The 19270-nt window shown below is 42.7% G+C and carries 16 protein-coding genes; 5 read left to right on the top strand and 11 right to left on the bottom strand.

Annotated features, from left to right (window positions below):
• Nucleotides 1–160 precede the first annotated feature (160 nt).
• The 5 genes from OCT63_RS00810 to OCT63_RS00790 form a co-directional block, all read right to left on the bottom strand.
• Nucleotides 161–1000: an energy-coupling factor transporter transmembrane component T family protein gene (locus OCT63_RS00810; protein WP_161684850.1), complete on the bottom strand. Its 840-nt coding sequence runs from the start codon at nucleotides 998–1000 to the stop codon at nucleotides 161–163.
• Complete coding sequence (locus tag OCT63_RS00805) at nucleotides 997–2691, bottom strand: ABC transporter ATP-binding protein (RefSeq protein ID WP_269983020.1); 1695 nt, start codon at nucleotides 2689–2691, stop codon at nucleotides 997–999. The genes OCT63_RS00810 and OCT63_RS00805 overlap by 4 nt, the downstream gene beginning before the upstream one ends.
• Nucleotides 2692–2697: 6 nt before the next feature.
• The gene (locus OCT63_RS00800) at nucleotides 2698–3246 is read right to left on the bottom strand and encodes an ECF-type riboflavin transporter substrate-binding protein (protein ID WP_161684846.1); all 549 of its coding nucleotides are present in this window, start codon (nucleotides 3244–3246) and stop codon (nucleotides 2698–2700) included.
• Nucleotides 3247–3573: 327 nt separating this feature from the next.
• Entirely contained in the window at nucleotides 3574–4704 is a 1131-nt protein-coding gene (locus OCT63_RS00795) for an HlyD family secretion protein (protein WP_060469271.1), read from the bottom strand.
• Nucleotides 4704–5099: a DUF3302 domain-containing protein gene (locus tag OCT63_RS00790; RefSeq protein WP_046223193.1), complete on the bottom strand. Its 396-nt coding sequence runs from the start codon at nucleotides 5097–5099 to the stop codon at nucleotides 4704–4706. Before OCT63_RS00790 ends, OCT63_RS00795 begins: the two co-directional genes overlap by 1 nt.
• A 303-nt stretch (nucleotides 5100–5402) precedes the next feature.
• Between OCT63_RS00790 and OCT63_RS00785 the strand changes: the two genes are divergently transcribed.
• On the top strand, nucleotides 5403–6311 hold the full coding sequence (locus OCT63_RS00785) for a DMT family transporter (RefSeq protein ID WP_161684844.1): 909 nt from the start codon (nucleotides 5403–5405) through the stop codon (nucleotides 6309–6311).
• A gap of 111 nt (nucleotides 6312–6422) precedes the next feature.
• On the opposite strand, the gene OCT63_RS00780 is transcribed toward OCT63_RS00785, so the two are convergent.
• The 4 genes from OCT63_RS00780 to deoD all read right to left on the bottom strand — a co-directional run bounded on the left by OCT63_RS00780 (nucleotide 6423) and on the right by deoD (nucleotide 11957).
• Nucleotides 6423–8003, bottom strand: a complete 1581-nt coding sequence (locus tag OCT63_RS00780) for a GGDEF domain-containing protein (protein ID WP_161685090.1) — start codon at nucleotides 8001–8003, stop codon at nucleotides 6423–6425.
• Nucleotides 8003–9472, bottom strand: coding sequence for a hypothetical protein (locus OCT63_RS00775; protein WP_161684842.1), 1470 nt, complete (start codon nucleotides 9470–9472; stop codon nucleotides 8003–8005). The genes OCT63_RS00780 and OCT63_RS00775 overlap by 1 nt, the downstream gene beginning before the upstream one ends.
• A 186-nt stretch (nucleotides 9473–9658) precedes the next feature.
• Nucleotides 9659–11128, bottom strand: coding sequence for a hypothetical protein (locus OCT63_RS00770; RefSeq protein WP_060469274.1), 1470 nt, complete (start codon nucleotides 11126–11128; stop codon nucleotides 9659–9661).
• 118 nt (nucleotides 11129–11246) lie between these two features.
• On the bottom strand, nucleotides 11247–11957 hold the full coding sequence (gene deoD, locus OCT63_RS00765) for a purine-nucleoside phosphorylase (RefSeq protein ID WP_017057885.1): 711 nt from the start codon (nucleotides 11955–11957) through the stop codon (nucleotides 11247–11249).
• Nucleotides 11958–12303: 346 nt separating this feature from the next.
• Here deoD and OCT63_RS00760 point away from each other — a divergent pair, with 346 nt between their 5' ends.
• Nucleotides 12304–13281 (top strand): L,D-transpeptidase family protein, encoded by a 978-nt coding sequence (locus tag OCT63_RS00760; protein ID WP_060469276.1) that lies wholly within the window; start codon nucleotides 12304–12306, stop codon nucleotides 13279–13281.
• A gap of 164 nt (nucleotides 13282–13445) precedes the next feature.
• Here the strand turns inward: OCT63_RS00760 and OCT63_RS00755 are convergent, their stop codons facing one another.
• The gene (locus OCT63_RS00755; protein WP_060469277.1) at nucleotides 13446–13712 is read right to left on the bottom strand and encodes an Lpp/OprI family alanine-zipper lipoprotein; all 267 of its coding nucleotides are present in this window, start codon (nucleotides 13710–13712) and stop codon (nucleotides 13446–13448) included.
• A gap of 362 nt (nucleotides 13713–14074) precedes the next feature.
• Between OCT63_RS00755 and OCT63_RS00750 the strand changes: the two genes are divergently transcribed.
• Nucleotides 14075–15406 (top strand): DEAD/DEAH box helicase, encoded by a 1332-nt coding sequence (locus OCT63_RS00750; RefSeq protein WP_269983019.1) that lies wholly within the window; start codon nucleotides 14075–14077, stop codon nucleotides 15404–15406.
• Between the two features lie 167 nt (nucleotides 15407–15573).
• Here OCT63_RS00750 and OCT63_RS00745 read toward each other — a convergent pair whose 3' ends face one another.
• Complete coding sequence (locus tag OCT63_RS00745; protein WP_161684840.1) at nucleotides 15574–16821, bottom strand: SGNH/GDSL hydrolase family protein; 1248 nt, start codon at nucleotides 16819–16821, stop codon at nucleotides 15574–15576.
• Between the two features lie 372 nt (nucleotides 16822–17193).
• On the opposite strand from OCT63_RS00745, the gene OCT63_RS00740 reads away from it, so the two are divergent.
• Both OCT63_RS00740 and OCT63_RS00735 read left to right on the top strand, forming a co-directional pair.
• Nucleotides 17194–18135, top strand: a complete 942-nt coding sequence (locus OCT63_RS00740) for a lipase family alpha/beta hydrolase (RefSeq protein WP_269983018.1) — start codon at nucleotides 17194–17196, stop codon at nucleotides 18133–18135.
• Nucleotides 18136–18173: 38 nt separating this feature from the next.
• Complete coding sequence (locus OCT63_RS00735; protein ID WP_269983062.1) at nucleotides 18174–19067, top strand: lipase secretion chaperone; 894 nt, start codon at nucleotides 18174–18176, stop codon at nucleotides 19065–19067.
• The last annotated feature ends 203 nt before the right edge of the window (nucleotides 19068–19270 follow it).

Below are 19270 nucleotides of genomic sequence, written 5' to 3'. Positions count from 1 at the left end.
TAACAAAATCTCGAACCATAGACCTTAAAAAAACAAAAAATCGCGCATAAAAAAATATAATTAATACATATTTTAGACTAATTTATTGTTTATTTAAAAAAGACCGCTTTATCAAGCGGTCTTTAGGGTGTTTATTAATATTTTATATTGTTGTACGAGTCTAGAAAGGGTACCAGAACAGTTGCTCTTCGAGTACTCGCTTTGCGATAGCGACTACCACTACTAATGTAATGACAGCGAGACAAAGGAAGTCAACACGCTGCAAAGGTGCGTAGCTATACCAAGTCCGATCTTTGTGTCTGCCAAAGCCTCGTAACGTCATCGCATTTGAAATTTCGTCTGCGCGGTCCAAGCTAGAGAAAATGAGCGGTCCTAGAACCTTAGCTACGTTTTTAATGCGAGTTACTAGGGGGGCTTTCTTCGAAAGCTCTACACCACGAGCTTGTTGAGCATGCATGATATTAATAAAATCTTTTTTTACTTCCGGCAAATAACGCAGTGTTAAGCTTACCGCATAGGCGATTTTATATGGAACGCCGATACGATTGAGGCTCGCTGCAAACTCCGTTGGGTGCGTGGTGAAGACAAAGATCAGCGCTATCGGGAACATACTCATGTATTTGAGTGTCACGGTAACTAAATAAAACAGTGTCTCTTGGCTCAATGAGTAATTGCCAGGAAGCGTCAGTAATAACGTTTCACTGCCGATAAGTTCAGTACCTTGCTGCGGCGCAAGCAGGTACATGAACAAAGCGTTCAAGCTTAATACACTCGCCGTACCCACTAACAAAGGTTTATATACGCGCACTGGCACATTGGTGAGCTTTAATAGATATAAGCCCGTCAAGATCAAAACAACGATGAGTCTGAGATCGAACGTTGTAAGTACAACGGTTACCCAAGCCAAAAACAGTGCAAACTTGGTGACGCCATTGAGAGCGTGCAGCGGCGATTTAGTATCAATGTAATTGATGCCGAATTTTACTTTTGATGCATTCATTGAGTGCTTCTCTCGTAGTCGATGAAGTACTGCATAAATGCATTGGTGTCGTCGATTTTCATAATGGTCGCGAGTTCATAAATGCTGGTCGTACAAAGATTTGCGCGTTCTAACAGTGATGGCTGACTGAATACTTCCGTCATCGCGGCATTGGCAATCAGCTTGCTGTCTGCAATCACGATTGAGCGTGTGGTGTACTCTAGAACGAGGTGCATGTCGTGTGAAATGATCACAACGGTGATTCCCAAGTTGCGGTTGAGTTTTTGAATAAACGCCAGCATCGATGTGTAGTTACGGTAATCTTGACCAGCGGTCGGCTCATCTAAGATCAGAAGTTCTGGCTCTAAAACCAAGATAGACGCTATTGTTACGCGCTTTTTTTGGCCGTAGCTCAGTGCTTCGATTGGCCAGTGGCGGAACTTGCTCAAGCCACAAAGCTCAAGAACGTTTTCTACTTTCTCTTTGATTTCGTCTTCTGTAACGCCACGGTTACGAAGGCCAAACGCGACCTCGTCAAAAATCATATGATGCGAGATCATATGGTTCGGGTTCTGCATTACGACACCGACTTTCTGACTTCTTTCGAAGATGGAAAGCTCAGATAAGTCTTCGCCGTTCAGATACGAAGAACCCGAATCCGCGTCAATCACACCCATAATAATCTTAGTGATGGTGGATTTACCCGAACCGTTTTTGCCCAGAATTGAAACAAACTCCCCCTTGCCAATCTTAAAGCTGACATCTTCGAGTGCGTTTGTATCACCGTCATAAGAGTAAGTTAGACCATGCACTTCAAGTAAAGGCTGATACTGCTTTTCAGCAACGGGAGTAGGGCGTTCAGCAAACCAAGCTTGAACGGTTGGACGGAACCTTTTGTAGTCCAAAGCTTTGAGGTTGGACAGCTTGTCTTCGCTTGTTAAAGGCGCTTTGGCTGCTTTAAGGGCTGATAGGTAAAGCGGTTCACGAATACCGTGTGTCTCAAGCAGTTCAGAAGCCAAGATTTCATCGGGTGTCATGTCTGCAACGATTTCGCCGCGTTCCATTAAGATCACACGATCAATATCGCGATGCAGAACATCCTCAAGGCGGTGTTCGATAATCACGATAGTCTTGTTGGTTTCTTTATGAAGTTGGTCGATGATCTCAATCGTTGCCTTGCCTGTTTTAGGATCAAGGCTGGCTAAAGGCTCATCAAACAGCAAGATATCAACGTCATCAACTAAGATACCCGCTAACGATACGCGTTGCTTTTGACCACCAGAAAGGTCATGCGGAGAGCGATCAAGCATGTCCGCTAGGTCGACCATTTTTGCTGTCGACTTAACAAGAGGATACATATCGATGTTCGACATCAACTGGTTTTCCAATGCGAAAGCGATATCTTCACCGATACTTAAACCCACAAATTGGCTGTCCGTATCTTGCAATACCGTGCCGACTTGCTCGGTATAGTCGTGCATTGAAAATTCAGAGATGTTCTTGCCGTTGATCTCTAAAGAACCGGTGACCTCACCTTTAATAGCATGAGGTATCAAACCATTCAGACACTGGCCTAGGGTAGATTTACCACTGCCACTTGGCCCAATAATGACGATTTTCTCTCCTTTCTCTATCCTTAGATTGATATTTTTTAGCGTCGGTTTATCCAGCGACTCATATCTAAAAGAGAAGTTCGAAAATGCTATAGTCATTATCGCTTATGCCTCAGTCAGGTTACGGCTTTGTTTGTTACGCTTAGCGACTGATTTTAGGATCAGGAAGCCAACAACTGCGATCAGAACGGTATTACCCGCTGCGATGATAGACAGTTGAGTAAAGACTTTGGTAAACGGTTCTGCGTATAGAATGGTATCTAGGAATGCGGAACAGCCGTAGCCGACAACGTTACCTGCGAGAGCAAGCACGACAAATAGCGCTAAATCTTTCATTGGCAGTTCGCCTTGTTGAAGACGGTTTTTAGTCATCATAGGGAATAGACCAATAACCATCCCCACGATACCTGAACCCAATACCCACGTTAGCCATACGCCCCAACCTGCGAATAAGTCTGTTACCCAGTGGCCGATAAAGCCAACCAGGAAGCCAACAATCGGGCCGAACAAAACAGAAAACAGTGCTAGGACTGCCATTGCTGGTTTCAATGTTGTGTTAGCAAACACTGGGACACCAAACATAGGTAGACCACCAATGCCGTACAGTGCCGCGCCAATGGCGATAACGACGACTGTCTTCGCTGAAAAGTTCATTAGGTAACCTCGAATACTGAAAGATAAAGCATGATAAAGAACGAATATTCGCCATTATTAATATGCGTCTCAATGAGAACGTTTTTTGGGCAAATATGAAAAATAAGGCGCGCATTATACAGTAGAACCCTTCCATAAGGGAAGGTAAGTGTCTAGATGTCTAAAATTCCATCTGAACGCCTAAATATGATGAAAAATGCGTAATTTTACGGTTAATTGAGCAACAAAAAAGCCAGAACGTGTCTGGCTTTTTCATTTATATCAGCAATATGTTAGGTCCAATTGAGGGCTAAGTGCCGTTAATTTAGTGACCTAGAGAGCAGTGACTTAGTGATCTAGGTATAAAAAATTCTGCCAGCTCTTCATGCGAATAAGGACCTTACGCATGATAGACACGTGAGTGAAGCTGTCTGAATAAACAGCAACCTCAACCGCGGTACCCATAGGTAACTGGTACTCCGACAGATCGTCCGTTATGGATAACTTAACAAATACACGACCGTTAGTGCGTAGTGCATCAGTACCTAATAGTGCGCCTCTAGCTTGGAATTGACTCTCTCCAATTGCTGGAATTACTTCGTCAATACGTCCTTTAAAGACTTTCCCTGGTAGCGCTCTGAATAAAAACTCAGCTTCGTAGCCAGGCTTTAGACGTTGTAACGAGTTTTGTCTGAATGCTGCGGTATAGAATTGATCTTCGGTGTGAACAAAAGTCATAACTGGAGCGAGAGGAAGTGGGACTGACATTACGCCAGGGCGGAGAGCTAACTGAGTCACGTAACCATCGGTTGGTGCTCTAACTACGGTTTGCTCAAGGTCGAACTTAGCTTTACGCAATTCAGCTAATAAGCTTAAAACGGCTGTGTTTTCGCCACCTATTTCAGAATCTAAGGCTATTTTTGCTTGTTCTAGGCTAGCGTCGGCAACTTTGACCGCTGCTTCCGATGCCTTATAAGCTTGCCTGCGAGTGTCGAGTTGTTGCTCGGTAAAGGCCCCGCTATCATAACCACGTTTATAACGAGAGAATTCACGCTGGGCTTTATCTCTCTCTGCTATCGCTTTGATTCTTGCGGCCTCTGCTTCAGCTACTTCTGATTCCATCCCAAGAGCACCTTGGCTTGCTTCTTTTACTTTAGCCTCTAATCTTGCGACTTCAGCTTCGAATGGAACAGGATCGATTTTAAAAAGTATATCCCCTTGTTTAAGAGGCTTGTTTGCCTTTACAGGCACTTCGATAACTTTACCTCTAACGCCTGAAACGACTGGCGTTGTCGAGTAAACTTGGTTACCTATTTGCGTGAAAGGGTGGTTGTAGTTCATCAGCAGGATCAAAGTTCCTATGATGATAACACCACCAAGAACAGCCGTTGGTACAGTCCACTTGTTTAGCGGGATCTTAAATACTTTGAATATGGTGATGCAAAGTGCCGCATAGGTCATTATCAGCAGTAAATCCATTATTTAGCCTCCTGATCTTGAACGTTATTTGTCTCTTTCTCTGGACTGCTTTGCTCAGTACTCGCTTGCTTGAGTTGTACGATTTCTTCCTGAAGGGTACTCACTTGATCGATGAGAATATCGACGCGATGATGAATGTCGTGTTGCTCTTCTTCTAATTTAGCGAAGCCCCAACCGCGATCTTTGCGCCATAACGTGGCCCAAATCCAGAGAAACGGCCATATTGCGTGTAAGGTGAATAGGCTAACCCAGCCTGAGACGTGAATAGCATCTTGATGAGGGTGGTTACGTTCTTTTGCTATTTCATAGGGAATATCGTGAATAACGATGATGCCGTAAAAGATTACTAATGCTACGAATACAAGTAAACCTAGTGCAAAGTAGTCTAAAAACATAACAGATCCTTCCAATGATAGATATTAGTTATAAATATATTACGCTATGATCCAAGTAATTGTTATAGAAATGATTTACCAAGCTGAAAATAAATGTGTTTGCTTTTAACACGAGTACTACCCTTGTTAAATCTTATAAAACCCTATTCACGTTTAGCTAGGAAGCTTCGGTTATCTTGGTTGGAGTTGTCAGAACGGAATTTTGTCGTAAACCTATTCACTCGTAATTGTTAACAACCAGAAATTGAAGTGATGAAGATTATTATTTTTAGTGAAACGCATAACTACTGAGGATAAACACGGATGTATATAGGGGAATTAGCGGCCATAGGTGCTGCGATTGTGTGGGCCTGCGCGACATGGATTTATGGGCAATTCGGACATCGTTTTTCAGCTATGCAGCTTAATATTGTTAAGGGTATTGTGGCTTCAGGCATGATGCTGCTTGTGATGCCTTTTATCCCAATGCCTGAATTTGAACTCAGTGCCAACCATTTTTTGATATTGGCTATTTCGGGGGTTATTGGCATCGCTATTGGCGATAGTGCTTATTTCTCGGCATTGAAAAGAATCGGTGCCAATAAGACCTTGTTACTTGAGTCTTTAGCTCCTCCTCTTTCTGGCGTACTGGCGTTAATGTTCCTTGGTGCCGCGTTGACGTTACAAAGCTGGTTTGCTGTCGTAATAACGACGGTAGCGGTGACGTTTGTCGTCTTTCAACCGTCTGGGCTAGCGGGTGGTGACTATCTTTATAATGACAAAGTACAATGGAAAGGTATTGGATTTGGGCTTGTGGCGAGTGTGTGTCAGGCTTCAGGCGTAGTCATTTCTCATTACGCTCTTGTGGCGGGCGATCTTCCCCCATTGCTAGGGGCATTGATTCGCCTGACAGTCGGTGTACTTGCTGTGATGTTCATTATTCCTTTTGTTGAGAGTAAGCCTTACTCATCTATAAAAAGAGATTTATGGGCAATGACGAAACTCGACAAACTTTGGCTATCAGGGGCGATATTTGTTGGAACGTTTTTGGCGTTGTGGCTTCAACAAGTTGCGTTGAAAAATGCTAACCCTGCTATCGCACAAACGTTGATAGCGACTAGCCCAGTCTTTATTTTGGTGATTTATGCCTTACAAGGGGAAAGAGTCTCAAAACAGAGTGTTATTGGGACAATTGCTGCTTTAGGTGGAATCTCTCTTTTTTTCTATCAATAGTTCTTTTTCTATTCTATCAATGGTTCTATTTTTCTATAAGTAGCGGCATGCCGGTCCATTGTGACCTTAGAGAGAGTGAAGGAGCAGACCGTTATTTACATAGTATGAATACTACTCTGTACATACTTGATTTCGGCCATTAGCTTTAGCTCGGTATAAAGCTTTGTCTGCTCGGTAGAAGGTGCGTTGAGTATTTTCTCCCTCGCGATGCATAGTGATACCAATACTGACGGTTAAGCCTCGCTCTCCCAATATCTCATGCCAGCCGAATTGGAAAATGCGTTCTCGATAATTTTCAGAGTGCATTTCTGCTTTTTCAAGATTGGTGTTCTCAAGAATGACCAAAAACTCTTCACCACCAAACCTGACGCATGACGCGCCTTTAAACTTAAAGTAAGAGTGTAGCTCTTGAGAAACACTGACAATCGCTTTATCACCGACTAGATGGCTAAGCTCGTCGTTAATCGATTTGAAGTGATCTATATCGACAACCATCAACGCGAAAGGTGTTTCGTGCAGCAGCATATCTTTAAGCTTTACATCTAACCATCGTCTGTTATGCAAACCTGTTAGTGGATCGGTGAATACATCTTGTTGTAGCTGAGCAACGGCATTTTTGTGTTGTTCAGTGGTTTCTTTTAGCTCTCTATTCTCTTGTTCAGAAAGTATGAGCTTTAGTTGTAATTCAAAACGTGATAGTCGGCGTAGTTGGCTGGCACCAAGCTCGCTAATAGGGATCTGTTTCATGAGATCCGTTTCAATCCGGAAGCCTTTTTTCTCGTAGTTCAACGCTTCTTGAAAACGTCTTTGATCCATACATACATCACTCAGGGAGTCGTAGAAACGTTTGGCGAGCACAGGTGATGAATATTCGTTCACACGTTTGTCTGTATTCGAAAGAATCATGCTGGCGTATTCTTGTTTACCATTCGCGTTGAAGCAATGCGCGAGTTCTAGACGCGTCATGATAGAAAGCCAACTTGCTTGGGTGTTGTTAGCGGAATAGTGAACTTTAGATAGGCAGCGTAGTGCATCGTGATACTTTTTCTTGGCGCGGAGCACTTTTGCTTGATAAAGCAGTATCTGAGCGGTGAGTAGCTTGTCACTTACCAAAATACTCAGTTCTTCACATTCGTTCAGTAAATCATTGGCCGCAGTAATGCGGTTGAGCAACAAGAGGCTAGCCACCATATGTAGTTTAAATTTGAGTCGCAGTGAACGACTACTTATCGCATGGTCAATGCTATTTATTTTTTGGTAATAACGTAAAGCTCGGTTGTGATCACCATAGGCGTCACACAGGTTGCCCATACCTAAAATGGCCATTACGTACTCATCGATGTAGCCGTATTCAACAGCGATTGACGACGAACTTACGAACTCATTCAGTGCAGAGGTGTAATTACCAATTTCAACTAAGCGATCACTTAGGCTAGTCTTGACCGTAAGAATATCTTCTATGTCAGTGGGTAAATGCAGTAAGTCGAGAGCAAGTTTCAACTCTTCTATACTGGTTTGGTTTTGTTGCAACTCAGCACGATATTCAGAGCTGATAATATAACAGTGTGCTTGTTCTGTTTTTGTTGTTGAAACGTGCTGACGAATATGATTCCAGAATATGATCGCCTCTTCACCAGAAACCGATGACGGGTCTAAACCAGCATCCGTGATCTTGCTTAATAGGATTTCCATCATAATCTTACCTTTGCATCGTCTTCTTCAAGTTGTTCAAGAGTAAACGGGAACGTCAATATGTCGTTGAGACTAACGGTAGGTTTCGAACCTTTTAGCCCTTTTCTGTGCCATGGGTATATATCAAGCATAGTGGTAAGGGTTTGAAAAGTTTGCTCTGCGGCCTCTCCTTTTTCGGAAAGCATAAGAGCAACACGTTCTGAACTTAACCTTGAAATGAAATCGTTTTGGTTACATAAAGTGTGAGCAATTTCGGTGCAGATATCTAAGTAATCGGTATCGATGTGCTGAAACATAATAATGCTGTGGTTTGAACGTTTGAGCTCTGTTTTAAAGAGCACCAGTTTCTCCCACCAAAAGGTTTCAGAAACGACATGAGAAAGGTGTTTTTCGGGGTCATACTCGTGTTGACCACGAATACGATTAATCAGCTTTCGAGCTCTCTGCTCTAATTGACGCTTTGAACTGCGTGCTTTATCTAAACCGACTCGGGTGGTTTGCTCTCGAAGCATATCGATAGAATACTGGCGATACTTTTTAAAAGCGATTAACGCTACTTTAAACTCTTGGTTTTCTTCTGCAACGAGAGACTGTTGGTAACAAATTTGACTAAGTAACTCACCGTTATCGAATTCGTTTGCAGATTGTTCGGCGAGTCTGAGCAGTTCTGCCGCTTGCTCTGGCCTTTTTCTTAGGAGCTCTAATCGAGCACGGCTGATGTAGGAGTGTGCCTTCATCCATACTAGATTGTGTTTTACTGCCAGATTATGTGCTTTGGCTGTCGCGCGCTCTGCGTCATCCAAACGTTCAAGGCCAAGTAGTGCTAAGCCTCTGAAATCCCATACCTCTGCATGCCAAGTATTATCTTTATGATCTTTTAATGCTTCTTCTGCACCGTCGAGTACCGACAGCATTTCAACATAGTTGTTGAGCAGATAGTAATCCCAAGCGAGCAGTATCCTGGCTTTACCTTCTAACCAACCAATACGGCTGTTGTTAGCGACTTTCACGGCGAGCTGGTGGGTAGAGCGGGCTAGCTTATATTCATGGGTCATCCGCCAAATATTGCCGAGGCCAATGAGACATTCAATTTGAATTTCGACTTCATCAACCAACGCGGACTGCTCTAATGCATTGATCCAGAATTGTTGGGCGGAGTAGTACTTGGCTTGCCCCCAAAATTGGAGCGCGTGTAAATGGAGTATTTCAGGGAGAAAAAGATCAGTATCTAATCGGCTTTGTCGTTTGAGGGCTTCTTTGATGTACTTTAAACCTTTCTGGTAGTCCATTAGGTTCCAGCAGCATCTGGCCATTAACATCAGTGACTGGATCGCGCCCTCTTCAAACAGAACTTGCTCTGACCTCACGAGGCATTGCTGTGCAATCTCTAAGATCACCAATGGTTCAGAGTCGACGCGAGTTTTGAGTTGTTCTAGTTCTGTTTCGAGAAGGTACTGATTTTTGTCCAAGGCTTAGATCCATAATTATCGAGCATATTGATAGCACAACCATTATAAGAGTGTGATTTAGGATAAACACTAATTATCTTTCTTAGAGCGTTAAAGGAACATCTATCTTTTACAATTATGGGGGATACATCATGTTGCTACTTTTAAATCAACGAGTTCCCGAATAAATCGCTACATGTTCTATTTCTATGAAAGCAGTTGCTTTAGGGTCAATGGTTGCTCCGCGACACCTAAACGTTGCGCTGCAGTAAGCCCTTGCTTATCTTGGTAGCACAGATTGTGCCAAGCTCTAAATATGTCGAGTAATGGAAGAATTCCCCCAGGACGAAGTTTACGTCTAGGTTCATTAATGAAGCTATCAAATAAGACTTGAAAACGCTGTTGATAGAACTTAGTTTGCTGTATTGAGGCGATATTAAACCACTGTTTTGGCTCGGGATTACTACCAGTTAGATAGCAAATTCCTTTTTGATTATAACCTTGATTTGCGATAGCCCAACGATCACGCCACCAACTCATATGAACAATGTCGATTTTTTCAAAACTTTGACCATCTTGCCAGCCCGAATCTTCCTCTACATACATAAGGTCAATATTTTGACTCTGGATGCGCGGCAAACATACGCTTAGGGCGGCAGACCTTAGTAATGGGTCTTGTGGCATATAGATAGCGACGTGTTTATTCTCATCACACATATCAAGTACATGTAGAAAGTGAGCATAGGAGGTGTAAGGTGGTCGAACTAACGCCCCTTTCGAAGGGTAGCTAAACGTGGTGAGGTTACCCATAGGATCCTCAACGTTTCCTCTCGCAAGAATTACTTGGTATTGCTGTTCAATGCGTTCTTTCAGTTTGTCAGAGGGCTGAGGTATTTCTAGGTTAGCTTCTGAAGAGTGTTCTTTGGATACAAAGCGCGCAACATCATCATAAGGGTTATGATCAACATTCCCTGACGGTTCTTCATTTTGAGAGTAATTAACGTGTTGGCAAAGGATATAACCGGAATGGGCCTCGCCAGTCGCGATCCAAACGACGCCATTATTACTTTGCGGCTGCAAGCGCTGATAATGGGAAGCGAATTGATAGTCTTGAGCATGGTTAACCCATCGTGCATCTATCATCGCTAACTTGCGACGACAACGGCTCGCGATATGGTCAACATGATCGTAGAAAGTCTTGGGGTTGATATCAAGCTTTCTACAGATTTCACGAACGGAATAGCCCATGAACAATAAGCCCATAAGGTTTTCTTGAAACTGAAGTTTTTTATTGGATCCAGACCACTTGTCAACGAAGGTGGATTGACAGTCTTTGCATCGATATCTTTGCTTGTCGCCACTATAGCCAAAGGCATGATAAAGGTGCTTGTGGGTATGGACCGATAAGCCGAAATTATCGCAATCATCATTGCGACAAGCAGGAAGGCCATCGCTGTGAAGTTGTCGTAGGCGATGAAGTTCGCTTAACACTTCACGATTGTTAAGTAAGGGGGGGAAAGCTCCACACTCACGACAAACCATCGCTGGACGCTTAGGATTCGCATGTTGCAAAACATATCGTTTTGCATCGCTCAAGCCAAAGTTGTCACACGCCAATGTTTTACAAAAGTTGAGTTGTAATCCATCCGCATCTTTTGGCAGCTTGTCGTTGGACACAATCGCCCCCTCGGGGTTATTTAGGCAGCCAAGCGAACTTGGCTGCGTGGTATTGCGTTTCAAACTATCTATTAGCAAAAATACAGTTAGTGTTAGAAATGCATCTATTGTCTAATGATTAGATGTTGATTGCAGTCTCTAAAGCGACTTTCATCATGTCGTTGAACGATTTTTGACGCTCTTCTGAGCTTAGTTTCTCACCACGAATAATATGATCAGAAACTGTCAGAATAGTCAGTGCTTTAGCACCTAGATCCGCAGCAACACCGTAAATACCAGCCGCTTCCATATCAACACCAAGAATGCCTAGTTTTTCCATTTTTTCGAAAAGGTCAGCTTCTGGTGTGTAGAAAAGGTCTGCAGAAAATACGTTACCTACTTTTACTGGAACTTCCTGCGCTCGTGCTTGATTTACCGCTTCTTCTAGAAGATCGAAATCAGCGATAGCTGCGAAGTCGTGGTTGTTGAAACGAATTCGGTTAACTTTTGAATCGGTAGATGCACCCATGCCAATAACAACGTCCATTAGTTTAACGTCGTCACGTACTGCGCCACAGCTACCAACACGAATAACATTTTTGACGCCGTACTCAGCGATAAGCTCATGTACGTAGATGCAGCATGATGGAATACCCATACCGTGACCCATTACAGAAACTTTTTTACCTTTGTAAGTGCCTGTGTAACCAAACATGTTACGAACGTCACAAACTTGCTTCACATCATCAAGGAATGTCTCTGCAATGTATTTTGCGCGAAGCGGGTCGCCTGGCATAAGTACTGTTTCTGCGAAATCACCAGCTTGCGCGTTAATATGAGGGGTTGCCATGGTCGTTCTCCAAAGTTTAAACGGTAATGATAGGAACAAGATTGAGTAAATTACCGATTCTGTTGAATTGAATTCATTTTGTTGAGGCAATATTAGCGAGTTAAAACGAGGCTCCATGAGATGTTTGTCACAAAATGGTTCTGCACTTACAGTTTTATTATTATAGATAACTAAATATGTTGAAATCGTAAAGGCAATCGATTTTGTGTGGTTAAATCGCTTGGAATCAAAAGAAGAACACGCATATTAAGAGCAAGATGGATATGCATTTACGTCAACTAATCATTGTAGAGACGTTTTATCAGCGATAATCTAAACTTTGATAAAAGACAAACCAAGGAATTGTATGTCCTATTGTGCTAACTCGACGCTTTTGATCTCTATGAAAACACAACTACGTAAGATCGCGCTGTTTGCCGTGAAAACGACTTTGCTTGTAGGAGTGACGACGGCTTCATCGTGGGTGTCAGCGGCGACTTTTGAGTTACCTTCTGCTGAAAGTCGTATCGTAGGCAGAATACAGCAACATGAAGTTGTTGAGGGTGAAACGTTAGCGATTATAGCAAAGCAGTACGATATTGGATTTCTTTCGTTGATGGCGGCAAACAAAGGAGTTGACCCTTTTCTTCCAAAGGTAGGTTATGTATTAAGTATTCCTAGCCGTTTAATTTTACCGGACACTCCAAGGGAAGGGATTGTCATTAACCTTGCAGAGCTAAGGTTGTATTATTTTGAGCCTACTAGAAATCTGGTCCATGTTTTCCCTGTCGGAATCGGGCGGGTGGGGCGTGATACTCCAGAAATGATCACCAAGATAAGCCAGAAAAGACCAAACCCGACTTGGACCCCTCCCAACTCAATTCGTAAAGAGTATCTAGAGAAGGGAATTGAGTTACCACGAGTGGTTCCCGCAGGGCCGGAAAATCCGCTTGGTGAATATGCATTAAGACTTGCATATGGTATCGGGGATTATTTGATACACGGCACGAACAAAGATTTTGGAATAGGCTTGCGAGTCAGTTCTGGGTGTATCCGTATGGAACCTAAAGATATTGAATGGCTCTTTGAGCAGGTCAGCCGTGGTGAGCAAGTCACAATAATTGATGAGCCGATTAAAGTATCACTCGAACCAGACAGAAGTGTGTTCGTTGAAGCGCACGAACCATTGACGAGAAGTGACGGTTCTAAGAAATCTCTACAAATTCCGGTTGAATTGAAATGGTGGCTTGAAGATGCAGAGCTGCCTAACTCAAAAGCGAAAGCGGTTATCTTTGCTCAAAATGGTGTGCCTGTTGAGATAGCACCACCTGTGATTGAGTTTTAATTCGATGACTCCTGTGGAAAGCGATACGGCGTTCCTCTCTCCTTAATCTTCATTTTTTATTTCAAATAAAAGCACCACTTCCGTTAAGAGGTGGTGCTATCTAATTACTGCTTTTTACTTCTACGACTTATTTGATTTAAAGCTCAATAGCGCTTGTATCTCAACTACTTCGTGTAAGACTCTGCAATGTTGTCGATACGGTCGTTAGCACGATCCGCTTCTTCTTTTGCTGCCATAGCGGCTGCTTCTGCTTGTTGAGCTTTCATTTCGGCTGCAGCTTTGTCGTTTTTAAGTGATTCAACTTCGTTGCTTAGTTCAGCAACTTGGTTCGTTAATAGATCCATTTCTGACATTGCAGCTTCTTCTGGCTCAGAAGAACAACCAGCTAGAATGAAAACTGAGGCTGCAGCTGCGATTAATGTCTTATTCATAAGAACTCCTTGCTTATTTATCATCAAAAGATGCGCTATACATTTTTTATCATATAGTCGCTTCATTAATGATTGTAGCGACTAATTTTTTAAGCGCAAAATCAATAACTAAAGAAATTGTTAAATTTTTGAGGTAATTAGCTAGCTATCACAGTCTGTTTCATTTTTGAGATGGCGATATTGGAATCGATTTTTGTCTCATTTAGTAGAGCTATCCCTTTGTTAGCAATGCATACAATGCACCAGTGAACTCATAGATAACGGGATAAATTTACTGTGATCTCTATCCTTAGAAAGCACTTTCGCGGTATCATGTCACGTTAAAATAATTTTATTCAATACCATCATGACTGGAGAGTCCTTTGCACTTTAAAGATTTAGGCTTAGATAATCGCTTACTGAAGAACTTAAAACATTACGACTTTAAGAAAGCGACAGAGATCCAATCGAAAGCGATCCCTGTTGTTATTGCCGGTAAGGATCTATTAGCTTCATCAAAAACGGGATCAGGTAAAACATTGGCGTTTGTGTTGCCAATGATACACAAAGCATTAAAAACCAAAGCGTTTTCTGCTCGTGATCCTCGTGGTGTAATTTTGGCTCCTACTCGTGAATTAGCGAAGCAAGTCTACGGCGAATTACGCAGCATGCTTGGTGGCCTATCTTATGAAGCGGCACTGATCTTAGGTGGTGAGAACTTTAACGACCAAGTTAAAGCATTGCGTAAATACCCTCGCTTTATCGTGGCGACTCCAGGCCGTCTTGCTGATCACCTAGAACATCGTTCATTGTTTCTCGATGGCGTTGAAACGTTAATCCTTGATGAAGCCGACCGTATGCTTGATCTCGGCTTCGCACCAGAGCTGCGTCGTATTGCCAATGCCGCTAAACATCGTCGTCGTCAGACACTAATGTTCTCTGCAACGTTAGATCACGCCGAAGTAAATGGCATTGCGAATGAAATGCTAGACGCACCTAAGCGAATCTCTGTCGGTGTTTCTAACGAACAGCACCTTGATATCACTCAGAAGTTCTACCTGTGTGACCATCTAGATCATAAAGAAGCGATCTTGGATCGTGTGATTGAAGAAGCTGAATATCGTCAGGTGATGATCTTTACAGCAACTCGTGCAGATACTGATCGTTTAACAGAAAGATTGAACGAGAAGAAGCTTAAAGCGGTGGCCCTGAGTGGCAATCTAAACCAAACGCAACGAAATGCCATCATGAGCCAGTTCGAGCGTGCGGTTTATAAGATCTTAGTAACAACAGACGTTGCTTCACGTGGTATTGATATTCCAAATGTAAGCCACGTTATCAACTTTGATATGCCTAAGCATACGGAAGAGTATGTTCACCGTGTTGGTCGTACTGGCCGTGCAGGCAATAAAGGTGATGCGATTTCTTTGGTTGGCCCAAAAGACTGGGATAGTTTTAAGCGTGTTGAACTATATTTGCAACAAGACCTGACTTTCTCTGTACTAGAAGGTCTAAAAGGCAAATTCAAAGGCATTAAACCACGTAAACCTGCTTTTGCTAAAGGTGCTCCAGCGAAGAAGAAAACGAACACTCAAGCTAAGAAAACACCTAAGAAACCGGTTAAGCGCGATAAGAGCTTCCACAAGAACGTGGCTGTGGGCGATACTGTTTTTATCCCTAAGAAGAAAGTCGCACCAAAAGTGGACGACGAGTAACCAATCAGTGTGAGATAAACTGACGTAAATAAAAACCGCCGAGAATGGCGGTTTTTTTGTATCTGAAGCTTATTTGTATCGACTTTTGCTATTGAAGGCGCCACCAATTGAAAAAGTGAACTAAAACAGGGGAACCTTTCATTTACGTTTGACGGTCATTTCAATGATTAGAAATCGAACGTCGAGAATGAATACGCCAAGATATGATCTGCGATGTATTTGTGCGTTGCTGTCGTTGGGTGTGTAACTCCCCAAAATACATAACTGTCAGAACCATATGTAGCACAATCGTTTGTTAGGTTATGGCTTTGCAAATAGTCGGTTGATGAGCTTCTGCTAATATCCAGGCAAGCGTCACTCGCATTTCGAAATCCATGCTGCTCTGGGTTATCGGTAATACTTGCGAAGAGTGCATTTGCGTCAAACAGTACCACGTTTTTTCCCATGCTTTGGTAATACTCGGCTTGGGTTTTGATAAATTTATTGAACTCCAAAATCTTGCCACGAACTTTGATAATTTCTTGCTCTGTCGAGTATTTGAATTGCGGAGCCTCTGTGGCATCTGGCAATGTGAACAGCAAGATATTGTTTGCACCAGACTCTGTTAAGCGGATCAAAGCGCTGCTGAAATCGGCTTTGACATCAGCGACTTCTCGGTTGTAATTCATGAAATCATTGAGGCCAAATTCTAGAGTAAACAGTGAATTCTCCGGACGATAGTTTTTAGCTAATTTCATATAGGTTAAGTACGACGTTACCTGGTCATAAACGCCAGTCAGCGCAACGTATTGATTAGTCCCGGCCGCTCCACCGACAGCCCAATTATACAACGGGACATCTTTGGCTTTTGCTAAATACTCAGTCCAGACGAGCCCGTTTGAAAAATGGCCTAAAAACCATGAGTTAGCATTGGGGAAAATCCATTGAGAGCCATTAAATAGGTTCCCTGTATCTGAAAGGCTATCACCAAAAGTGACAATGCGATTAATGGTATTGGATTGGACAGCGTTATCGTTGGTCCAGATGGAGTGGTTGTAAGAGAAGCGATTGTCTGCCGCAAAGTAGGTGATATCTGCGACGTCATGTTGGATGTCGAGAGTTTGTTCACAACGCTCTTTGATTTCGGATTGAGGTACATCGCTGTAGAACATGTTTTTGAAGGAAACAGAAGACCACCAATATCCGTTAATCGTGTAATCATCGCCATTTTCTTTTTTTGCCCATTGCCAATCTGTACCTGGAGAGTCGTGCGATGCATCGGTTCGGTACCAACATCGAACATACGAATAGGTTTCTGAACCCTGTGTGCTGAGAACCTGCGCGGATGTGATGGATTGCGGTGTTGGCACCGAATCTTCAGTTGCATAAGCACCAAAAGGTATAGTTAACGCGAGTATTAAAGCGGTATTTTTCATCACTGGATCTCTTGTTGTATTTAGGTAAGCCAAACAAAGACGTTGTTGCTTGTTTATAATTGAACATCTGTGTAACTGGTACGACCTATACCTAAAATCAATAACTTACGTCAATGCATTCGGGCTTGTTTCGATTCATAACTGGCATAAACATCAAATTTTCAACGAGTTTTCAGTTGTGCAATCACCAAGGTAAGAGACGGAATGTGCTAATTTATCTTTTGTCTTACGAGTAACAATTATCGATGTTAATTGCAGCTGTTTAATTTAAGTTAGAAATCACAAATATCGATCCCTTATTTTTTATTTTACAAAATTATAACCTACGGTTCTTTTACTCATCAGAGGTCTAATCTGTTCAAGGAAAGAACATTGAAAAAGATATTCATTTGGGCAATTACCTACCTATTTTGCTTTAGTGCCTATGCTGGTTCGAGTGCTTCGGCATTGGAAGCAAGCGGTTACACTGAAACGAAATATCCTATTGTGTTAGTACATGGGTTATTTGGTTTCGATACCTTGGCTGGTGTTGATTACTTTTATGGCATACCAGAATCTCTAGCGAAAGATGGCGCGAGCGTATACGTCGCTCAGGTATCGGCGACCAACAGCTCTGAAGTTCGAGGGGAGCAGTTACTTGCTCAAGTTGAAACGCTTATAGCAGCGACGGGGGCGAGTAAGGTTAATTTGATAGGGCATAGTCATGGAGGACCGACAGCCCGTTATGTCGCGTCGGTTCGCCCTGATCTCGTCTCGTCTGTTACGAGTATCGGTGGTGTCCATAAAGGCTCAAAAGTGGCCGACCTAGTACGTGGAACTGTCGCAGAAGGCTCACCAACAGAAGATATTGCCGTTAAGCTAGCTGGTGGGTTAACGACACTTATTAACTTGTTGTCTGGTGGTTCAGACCTGGACCAAGACGGGCTTGCTTCCCTAGAAGCCCTGACGACAGAGGGCTCATTGGCGTTTAATCAGTTTTACCCTGAGGGGGTTCCTACCTCTGAATGTGGTGATGGTGAGTGGCAGGCGAGTAATGGCGTTTATTACTATTCGTGGACAGGATCTTCCAATTTTACCAACCTTCTTGATCCTACCGATGGCGCTATGACAATTCTTGGTTTAGCGTTCAATGAACCTAATGATGGGTTAGTCGGCACTTGCAGCGCGCATTTAGGCAAAGTGATAGGGGATGACTACAAAATGAATCATCTCGATGAGATCAATGGAATGCTGGGTATTCATCACCTGTTTGAAACCGATCCGGTGACTTTATATCGTCAACACGCTAATCGATTGAAGTTAAGTGGCCTGTAGTTCGCAGTGTCATTGATTAAGATAACAAGGAAACCATGATGACAAAGACCGCCATTTTTTCGATAACTACGATAGCCCTGATGAGTATAGCGGCGGTCTTTTTATATGTAGAAAAAGACGATTTGAAATCAAACAATAATAGGGAACAAGAGGGCTCTTCATTGAAAATAGCTTCGCAGCAAGATACCGATATTGATACAGCTTCAACCAAAGACATGATGGAATATTTCGTATCAGGTAATACACAGTTAACCCTTGAAGATATTCGGGCTAACGTCGAGAAACACTACGCGCAATCACAAGTTGCAGTTGTTGATGAAGCACTATTTTCAAAATATATAGCGTATAAGTCGGCACTGGCTTCACTGGATGTGGGGGTTAACATTGTCTCAATTTCCGTTGAGGATTTACGTCTGCTTAATCAAGCGCTGCTCGACCTTCAAGCTCAGTTTTTTAATGAGGGCGAGATAAGTATCCTGTTTACGCATGATAATCGAATGAGGGAGATCGCTCTTGAAAAGTTGTTACTTAAACAAGAGGGGTTGCAAGGGGAGGAGTACCAGCAGCGGCTTGAGTTATATATGTTAGATCAGCCTGATTATGTGCAGTCGAGTTTTACAAACCAGAGATTACTGCAACAGCTATCAAATTCCGAGGACATGGATCAGCAGGACAAATATTTGCTGAGAAATGAACTCGTGGGTGAAAAGGCTGCTCTGCGGCTTGAAGCACTTGATAAGCAAAGAGCGGACTTTGAAGGAACCCTAGAAATATATCTTACAGAACGAAATGAGATTTTGGATGATTCAGTACTCTCGGCACTTGAACAACAAGAGAGGATTACTCAACTCAGGAATACACATTTTCTGCCACAGGAGTTTAGAAGAGTAGAAGCGATTGAAAGAATCAGAGCAGCAGAGCTTAGCCAGTAACATTTTCCCAGAATCAAATAGTCACTATTTTTCCTAAATGTTAGCTAATTAATTGATTATAAAAGGAGTAAGCTCCCAACCACGTAGACTCATTACCCCTCCAATATTTCAGTTCATTGCAAGCCCAACCGATCGTTAATTGACACATTACCCGTGATCCCTGTCACATAAGTATGTAAATGATAATTGATCTCATTATCGTT

The sequence above is a fragment of the Vibrio sp. RW genome (assembly GCF_027587105.1).
In the GTDB taxonomy this organism is placed as follows: Bacteria; Pseudomonadota; Gammaproteobacteria; order Enterobacterales; family Vibrionaceae; genus Vibrio; species Vibrio toranzoniae.
This window is presented reverse-complemented; position numbering and strand designations above follow the sequence as displayed.

Bases quoted from the DNA above. Each gene is read 5' to 3' on its own strand.
- deoD (WP_017057885.1), bottom strand. From the start codon at position 11,957: ATGGCAACCCCTCATATTAACGCGCAAGCTGGTGATTTCGCAGAAACA.
- OCT63_RS00780 (WP_161685090.1), bottom strand. From the start codon at position 8,003: ATGGAAATCCTATTAAGCAAGATCACGGATGCTGGTTTAGACCCGTCA.
- OCT63_RS00785 (WP_161684844.1), top strand. From the start codon at position 5,403: ATGTATATAGGGGAATTAGCGGCCATAGGTGCTGCGATTGTGTGGGCC.
- OCT63_RS00735 (WP_269983062.1), top strand. From the start codon at position 18,174: ATGACAAAGACCGCCATTTTTTCGATAACTACGATAGCCCTGATGAGT.
- OCT63_RS00800 (WP_161684846.1), bottom strand. From the start codon at position 3,246: ATGAACTTTTCAGCGAAGACAGTCGTCGTTATCGCCATTGGCGCGGCA.
- OCT63_RS00810 (WP_161684850.1), bottom strand. From the start codon at position 1,000: ATGAATGCATCAAAAGTAAAATTCGGCATCAATTACATTGATACTAAA.
- OCT63_RS00795 (WP_060469271.1), bottom strand. From the start codon at position 4,704: ATGGATTTACTGCTGATAATGACCTATGCGGCACTTTGCATCACCATA.
- OCT63_RS00790 (WP_046223193.1), bottom strand. From the start codon at position 5,099: ATGTTTTTAGACTACTTTGCACTAGGTTTACTTGTATTCGTAGCATTA.
- OCT63_RS00805 (WP_269983020.1), bottom strand. From the start codon at position 2,691: ATGACTATAGCATTTTCGAACTTCTCTTTTAGATATGAGTCGCTGGAT.
- OCT63_RS00745 (WP_161684840.1), bottom strand. From the start codon at position 16,821: ATGAAAAATACCGCTTTAATACTCGCGTTAACTATACCTTTTGGTGCT.
- OCT63_RS00755 (WP_060469277.1), bottom strand. From the start codon at position 13,712: ATGAATAAGACATTAATCGCAGCTGCAGCCTCAGTTTTCATTCTAGCT.
- OCT63_RS00760 (WP_060469276.1), top strand. From the start codon at position 12,304: ATGTCCTATTGTGCTAACTCGACGCTTTTGATCTCTATGAAAACACAA.